Below are 7409 nucleotides of genomic sequence, written 5' to 3'. Positions count from 1 at the left end.
TGGTTCTGGGTCGACCCCGAGAACGATCTGATCTGCGTCGGCATGATTCAGCGGATGGACGGCCGTTCACCGCCCTGCCAACGGCTGGCCCAGGCATGGGTGGCGGAAGACCTGGGACATTGACGGCCCGACACCGTCAGTCAAACACCTCGTCAAGGCGCTGTGGCGCGCCCACCCGTCGCAGGTAGATCACGGCGTTGAGGGCAGCGCCGAGGGCGGCCAGCCCGGCCGCCATCAGTTGCGCCGCAAGGCGCGCGGCCGGTGACGCGGCACCCTCGGCGCCGCCAGCGATACCAACCAGAAGAATGCCGATGAGCAACGCCGGCAGGCTGAGCACCATGGAGGCCAGGATATAGCCCACCAGCTGTCCCCGCATCCGGCCCCACGCGGCGGCGGGAGTCGCACCAGGATCACCTACCAGCCAGGCGATGGGCAACAGCAAGAGGCGGGTGAAGACGATGACCCCGCCAATCCCGCCAACAGCAACCACAAGGAAACGCGGCAGAAGCTCGGCCGGGGGCGCCCCCTGGGCGCCCTGGGTGAGGGTCATCAGACCGTTGGCATAGAGGCTGGTCCCCGCCGTCCAGATCACGAAGGCCACCAGCCCGGCCTGGAGACCACGCGGCGTTTGGCCGGTCAGCAGGAGGTGGAGCAACACGCCGACCATGACGGAATTGACCAGCGCCACTACACCCAGATAGGCCCAGGTCTCGGGCGGAATTGTACGGCCATCCAGCGGCACGCCCAGCTGGCGTGCGCCAAGATCAAGGCCCAGTCCGACCACGACCATCACCGCGAGCACCATCCACATCCCGCGCGGCGCGACGCGCAGGAGCCGGATCGCGGCGCCAGCCAGGGACCCTTCTCCCAGATCCGCCGGTGGGCGCCACGGCGCGCCAGATTGTACGGGTTCAGTCATCGGGGCTCACTACGATGCCGCGCGGCGAGACGCCAGTGGGCGGGTGACGGTCAAGGCAACCCCCTTAACCCACCAGGTCCCGGAACTCCGCGCTGCGCTTCAGCCAGGCCGCCGCATAGCTGCAGATCGGCGTGATCGTGCGGCCCCTGTCCCGGGCGTCCTGCGCCAATGCGGTCATCAGTCGCCCCGAAGCGCCTGTGCCGCGCAACGCAGGGGGACTGAAGACATAGTCAACATAGATCCGTGCGCCGTCGAGGCGATAGTCGGCCCAGCAGGTCAAACCTTGATCGTCGATTTCGTAGCGCGCGCCTGTGTCACGAAGTTCAGTCATTTCAGAAACCCGGCTTCCGGAGTAGCCTCAAGACTGGGGATCGTTGAAGGAGGGATCAAGATGCATCGTGCTCTTATATTGAGCGCCGGCCTGCTGGCTTTGGCCGGCTGCCAGAAGAAGCCGGAAACGCCAGCGATGGCGACCGGTGAGGCGCCCGCCGCCGCAGCGTCGGCCCCGATGACCGGACCTCCCCGGCGCAAGGCAGGTCTCTGGACCCAGACCGTCACGACGCAAGGGATGACCCAGACCTCCAAGATCTGCCTCGACGAGGCCACCGAGGCCAAGATGACGGTCTTTGGTCAGCAGTTGAACAAGGAGCTCTGCCCGAAGAATGAGGTGACGCCCGGGGTCGGCGGCTGGTCCTTCGCCAGCGAGTGCAACATGGGCGCCGCCGGCAAGATCTCCACCACCGGCAAGGCGACGGGCAACTTCAATTCCAGCTATGTGGTCAAGGCGACCTCGGTGACCACCGGCTCGTCCATGGCCCAGGCCAACGGGACCCATGACATGGAAATGACGGGAACCTGGGAAGGCCCCTGCCCCGCTGACATGAAGCCCGGCGACATGCTGCTGCCCGGAGGCGTGAAGGTGAACCTCAACAGCATGGCGGCGATGAAATAGCGACGGGCGCGTCAGACCAGCTCCACCGCCATCGCCGTGGCCTCGCCGCCGCCGATGCAGAGGCTGGCGACGCCGCGCGTACGGCCGCGCGCCTGCAAGGCGCTGAGCAGGGTGGCCAGGATGCGCGCGCCCGAGGCGCCGATGGGGTGTCCCAGCGCGCAGGCGCCGCCGTTGACATTGAGCTTCGCCCGATCAAGGCCCAGGTCGCGCTCCGCCACCATGGCGACCACGGCGAAGGCCTCGTTCACCTCGAACAAGTCGACGTCGTTCACCGACCAGCCCGCACGTTTCAGCACCTTCCGAATGGCCGGGACCGGCGCAGTGGCGAACTGACCCGGCTCATGGGCATGGGCAGCATGGGCGGCGATGCGGGCGACGACGGACAGGCCCAGGCGTCGCGCCACACTCTCGCGGGTGAGCACCAGAGCGGCGGCGCCATCGGAGATGGACGAGGCGTTGGCCGCCGTGATCGTGCCGTCCCGGGAGAAGGCAGGACGAAGCGTCGGGATCTTCGCGGGATCCGCCTTCAGCGGCTGCTCGTCAGTTTTGATCGTGACCGTGCCCTTGCGGCCGGTGACCTCAACGGGGGTGATCTCCCGGGTGAACGCGCCGCTCTCAGTGGCGGTGCGGGCGCGGGTGAGCGAGCCGATGGCGTATTCGTCCTGAGCGTCACGGGTGAACTGATACTGGCGCGCCGTTTCCTCGGCGAATGAGCCCATCAGGCGGCCGGGCTCATAGGCGTCCTCCAGACCGTCCAGGTACATGTGGTCGAACATGGTATCGTGGCCAATGCGGGCGCCGCCACGGTGCTTTGTCATCAGGTAGGGCGCGCCGGTCATGCTCTCCATGCCGCCGGCGATGATCACCTCGGCAGACCCGGCGGCCAGTGCGTCATGGGCCATGATGGCGGCCTGCATGCCCGACCCGCACATCTTGTTGACCGTCGTGGCCTCCACAGATTCTGGCAGGCCTGCACCCAGGGCCGCCTGCCGCGCCGGCGCCTGACCCAGACCGGCGGGCAGAACACATCCCATGAAGATCTGCTCGACCACCGCCGGATCAACACCGGAACGCTCCACCGCCGCGCGCACGGCCACGGCGCCCAGTTCGGTGGCCTTTACGCCGGAGAACATGCCCTGGAACCCGCCCATCGGCGTGCGGGCGTAGGCGGCGATGACGACGGGGTCGGAGGTCTGGCTCATGTAGGGGACGACTTTCTCAAGGCTGCCTGGTTGTCACGTCGCTGTAGGGGCCGCCGTCCCGGATAGTCTTGTTGCGGTAGATGACGGCACCGATCAGGTTGGGCTTTTGGCGGATTGCGGCGCAGAACTCCGGCCACAGGTCGGATGGCACCCAGAGGCACGGCGCGCGGGGATCCTCGTCGCAGGCTATGTCCACGAGCTGCTTTGCGGTCATGGCGAGACCTCAGGGATTGCCGAGCGTGCCCGCGATGAAACCGCCGCCCAGAACCCGAGATGGCGCCTCCGGCGCATAGAGCACACAGGCCTGGCCAGGCGCGACGCCTTCCTCGGGCACACCGAATAGAACGCCTGGCTCGCCGCCGACCATACCCAGATGGCCCAGAACCGGCTCACGGGTCGAGCGCACACGGGCCAGCACCGGACGCTGGACCTTGCAGGCCGCAGCCATATCGGGTCCGTCGCCGATCCAGTTGGTTTCTTTCAGGCTGAGCGCGCGGGTGAGCAGGGCCTCTCGCGGGCCGACCAACACGCGCCGGCTGTCAGCATCGATCTTCACGACGAACAAAGGATCACCAACCGCCACGTTCAGACCCCGTCGCTGCCCGATGGTGTAGCGCGTGACCCCCTCGTGGCGACCGAGAAGCCGACCGTCCAGATGTACGATGTCGCCCGGCTCCGCACCGTGTGGGCGCAGGCGGTCGATCACCGTCGTGTAGCGGCCCTCCGGCACAAAACAGATATCCTGACTATCGGGCTTGTCTGCAACCTTCAGCCCCAGCGCGGTCGCCGCCGCGCGCACGGACGGCTTCGGCAGCCCGCCAAGGGGGAACCTGAGGTAGTCCAGCTGCTCCGGGGTGGTGGCGAACAGGAACCAGGATTGGTCACGCGCCGCGTCGAACGCGCGATGCAGTTCCGGCCCTTCGGGACCCACATCGCGCCGCACATAGTGACCCGTCGCCATGGCGTCCGCACCCAGATCGCGGGCCACGTCCAGCAGGTCGCGGAACTTCACCGTCTGATTGCAGCGAACGCAGGGGATGGGCGTCTCGCCGCGCAGGTAGGAGTCGGCGAAGTCCTCGATCACCTGCTGGCGAAAGCGGCTCTCATAGTCGAGCACATAATGAGGGATACCGAGGGACTCCGCCGCAGTGCGGGCGTCGTGGATATCCTGACCGGCGCAGCAGGCGCCCTTCTTCTGGATCGCCGCACCGTGATCATAGAGTTGCAGGGTGACGCCCACCACATCATAGCCGGCGCGATGCAGTAGCGCCGCCGTCACCGTTGAATCCACGCCGCCCGACATGGCCGCCACGATTCGTGTCCCGGCAGGCAGGCGCACCGCGTCGCGCACGGCGTCGATCAAGCCGTCGCTCAGGGTGTCGGAAATGGCCGCAGCCGCATTCATAGGGGCCTATGTAGCGGTTCTGGCCCGGATATTCGAGGCTACCTGAGGAAGTTGATCAACGACGACGATTTCAGCGTCTGGAAAACATAGGCGGAGGACTGCACCGAAAGACTAGCCTGCTCCAGATCCGCCGAGGCCTGAGCCATATTCGCATCGGTGATATCGCCCAACATGATCGTCAAGGATGTCTGGCGCGCTTCAAGGTCCGTGGCCACGTCGTCGACCCGCTTCTGGTTGGTGCCGTTCTGCGCCGCGATCAGCGTGACATCGGCCCGGATCGTATTCCAGCTAGCCAGCTGGCCCTCAAGAAAGGTCTTCTGGGCGTTGGTCATGGCGCCGGTGAATGGACCATTGGGGCCCTGGTTGAAGGTCTGGAACGTCTGCAGCGCGGTCAGCAGATCCGTGCCAATGTCGTCGGCCAGGACGCCGGCGGTCACGGATGTGGCGTCGTCGAGCTTGGCCTTCACCTTGAAATCATCGTTCTTGAAGAAGTCAGCGATCACCGCTGGCGGCACAGTAAGGTCAGCCAGTGTGCTCGCCGTGACCGGCTTGGTGTCGACCTGGCCGCCAGCGAACAGGTACTTGCCACTATAGCTGGCGTTCATGCTGTCGACAGCGATGTTCATCTGGGCCTGGATGTCCTCGACAAGGCCGTCGACGCGACCGGAGGCGATGGCATCGGCCATGCGCTCTCGGATCGACTGGGCGGCGTCCGCCACCCGAACCAGCGAGGCGTCCTGGTTGGCAAGCCGGTCGGCGATCAGACTGTTCTGATCCTGAAATACCCCGACGCGAGTTTGTACCGTGCGCATGGCGGTCAGCAGTTCAGAGGACTTGGCGTAGTCCTTCAGGTTCTGACCATTGCGCTGGGTGGAAACGCGGTCGCCGGCGTCAGCCTGCCGCTGCTGCGCGGCCAGCAGGTTGGTGAGCACCGCTGAATAGTTTCCGGAGGTGGTGACGCGAGTGACCATGGCGAACTCCTCAGACAATACCCAGCAGGACGTCGAACATGTCGCCGGCCGCCTGAATCATGCGAGCCGAGGCGCTGAAAGCCTGCTGATAGGTGGTTAGATTGACCAGTTCCTCGTCGAGATTGACGCCCTCAACGGCCTGGCGGCGATTGTTGGCCTCGGTGGCGACGGCTTCCGAGCTGGCCTTGCGCGTCTCCGCCGAAGCTGCGGCGCGACCCACCGCCCCCCCGAACTCCGAGGCGTATCTGGATACTGTCATGGTCACCTGACCCAGTGCCCCGGCGGCCTGGAACAGGATCGGGACGCCTCCCGAGGTCGAAATGCCGAGCGCCCCGCGGCCGTCGCCCGGGCTGATGGCTACCGCGCCCAGAGCGACAGTCGTTTCCAGCTTCCCCATAGCGACCTTGGTAGGGTTCGACAGTAATGCCGCTGAAACCTCAAACAGCCCGGCCCGCGCCGACCGCGCCTGGGTTCCCAGACCAAACAACTGGCTGACCGAGGGCCCGCCGACGCCACGCTGGGTATTGTCCGTGACGATCGACAGTTCGGCGTTCGAGGGGGCCGATCCGGTGAAGGTCAGGACGCCGTTGGAATCGAGGGCGAAGGATCCGTAAAGGCCGACCCCGGTCGAGTTGTTGTTCAGCGTATTGAGCAGATCGCTCGTCAACGGCCCGGCCGGGATCGTGATCGGCACCTCGCGCTCGGGACGCCCATCCGGGGTCGACAACCGCAAGGTAAGCTGGCCGCCCGGTGTGAAGCCGTGGTTGCTGGTCGGCTGCAGCCCGGTGGCGTAGTTGGTGAAGCCGTTCGCCTTGACCAGGTCGTTCAGACCGAAGAAGTGCGAGAAACCACGCCCGGTCTTGTTCGAGGTACCCTCGTCGAGGGCGAGCCCCTGCCCCCCGGTCGCGTTGAGCGACAAGGCGCCGCCGGAGAAGCTGGCGCTCCCGGAGGCGCCAAGGGCGGTATTGAGATCCGCCAGGAAGCTGGCCGGTGTAAAGGCGGCGCCGGCCCCGCCATTCACCGAGATCGTGCCCGCGGTGAAGTCGATCGCCACCTTGCGCTGCAGAAGACCCTGAGGGTTCACCACGGCGATAGTGGACGTCCCGGTGAAGCCCGCGATCGCGGTCGGCAGATCAAGTCCGGTAGCGCGACCGGTGAGCGACGAAGGGGGCGGATAGGCAGAGGCCGCGTTGTGGGCGGCGTTCAGCTGATCCACGGCGCGGCTCGTGAACTCGCCGAGCTGATCGTAGATCTTGGGGAGCTCCTCATCGCGCAGGTCCAGCAGGCCGCGGAGCTGGCCGCTGATGAGCTGGATCGGCTGCTGGTTGGAGCTGCCCGTCGGCTGCGCGGTAATGTATCCCGGCGTGGTGGCGGAGCTGTTGTAGGTCAGCTTTGCCGCGCCATCGCCGGCGATCAGGACGCCTTCAGCGGTTCGCACGTCAAAGCCGCCACCCCCGCGCCCGGACACACGGATGTTCATCAGGCCGGACAATTCGTCCAGCAACTGGCTCTGGATGTTTTCCGAACCCGAGGCGTCCGCCCCCACCAGAGAGGCCCGCTTGATTTCCAGATTGAGCTTACTGATCTCGTCCAGCAGCCCATTGGCGCGTTCGACGCCCGCGCTGATCTGAGTGTCGACGGTGTCTACAAGCGACACGATCTGGCCGTTGATCCGGTCCGCTTCGCTCAGGAAGTCCTCAACGCTGGAAAGCGCCTGGCTGCGCAGCAGGGTCGAGGACGGATCATTCGCCGCCGTGGAGAAGGCGCCGAAGACCTTGTCCAGCCGGTTGAAGAAGAATCCGTTCGCCGACGGATCGCCGAACAGGCTCTGGGCGTTGTCGAGAAACTGCGAGACGGCGGACCAGCGCTTGGTGTCCGACGACGCCGACAACGATGCGACCTGCAGAAACTGGTCTGTGATCCGGTTAACGCCCGTGATCTTGACGCCGGCGCCGGCGCC

The 7409-nt window shown here is 66.0% G+C and carries 8 protein-coding genes; 1 reads left to right on the top strand and 7 read right to left on the bottom strand.

Translation table 11 applies throughout. From position 1 onward, the window contains the following. Positions 1 to 136 precede the first annotated feature (136 nt). Positions 137 to 919 carry a hypothetical protein gene (locus ACIQ42_RS13365; RefSeq protein WP_397422711.1) on the bottom strand — a complete coding sequence of 261 codons (783 nt, stop codon included), beginning with the start codon at positions 917 to 919 and terminating at the stop codon, positions 137 to 139. A 64-nt stretch (positions 920 to 983) separates the two neighbouring features. Next, positions 984 to 1250 carry a GNAT family N-acetyltransferase gene (locus ACIQ42_RS13360; RefSeq protein WP_397422710.1) on the bottom strand — a complete coding sequence of 89 codons (267 nt, stop codon included), beginning with the start codon at positions 1248 to 1250 and terminating at the stop codon, positions 984 to 986. Positions 1251 to 1310: 60 nt separating this feature from the next. Between ACIQ42_RS13360 and ACIQ42_RS13355 the strand changes: the two genes are divergently transcribed. Beyond that, on the top strand, positions 1311 to 1871 hold the full coding sequence (locus tag ACIQ42_RS13355; RefSeq protein ID WP_397422708.1) for a DUF3617 domain-containing protein: 561 nt from the start codon (positions 1311 to 1313) through the stop codon (positions 1869 to 1871). Between the two features lie 11 nt (positions 1872 to 1882). Here the strand turns inward: ACIQ42_RS13355 and ACIQ42_RS13350 are convergent, their stop codons facing one another. The 5 genes from ACIQ42_RS13350 to ACIQ42_RS13330 form a co-directional block, all read right to left on the bottom strand. Then, positions 1883 to 3073, bottom strand: coding sequence for an acetyl-CoA C-acyltransferase (locus ACIQ42_RS13350; RefSeq protein ID WP_397422707.1), 1191 nt, complete (start codon positions 3071 to 3073; stop codon positions 1883 to 1885). 16 nt (positions 3074 to 3089) lie between these two features. Beyond that, on the bottom strand, positions 3090 to 3287 hold the full coding sequence (locus ACIQ42_RS13345; protein WP_397422706.1) for a hypothetical protein: 198 nt from the start codon (positions 3285 to 3287) through the stop codon (positions 3090 to 3092). A 9-nt stretch (positions 3288 to 3296) separates the two neighbouring features. Continuing rightward, positions 3297 to 4478 (bottom strand): tRNA 2-thiouridine(34) synthase MnmA, encoded by a 1182-nt coding sequence (gene mnmA / locus ACIQ42_RS13340; RefSeq protein ID WP_397422705.1) that lies wholly within the window; start codon positions 4476 to 4478, stop codon positions 3297 to 3299. 38 nt (positions 4479 to 4516) lie between these two features. Beyond that, positions 4517 to 5449: a flagellin gene (locus ACIQ42_RS13335; protein WP_397422704.1), complete on the bottom strand. Its 933-nt coding sequence runs from the start codon at positions 5447 to 5449 to the stop codon at positions 4517 to 4519. Positions 5450 to 5459: 10 nt separating this feature from the next. Then, a partial coding sequence (locus ACIQ42_RS13330) for a flagellar hook-associated protein FlgK (RefSeq protein ID WP_397422703.1) occupies positions 5460 to 7409 on the bottom strand: 1950 nt, incomplete at its 5' end.

Source organism: Phenylobacterium sp. (assembly GCF_044372605.1).
Taxonomy (GTDB): domain Bacteria; phylum Pseudomonadota; class Alphaproteobacteria; order Caulobacterales; family Caulobacteraceae; genus Phenylobacterium.
The sequence above is the reverse complement of the archived record's forward strand: the minus strand, read 5'-3'. Positions and strand labels throughout refer to the sequence as shown.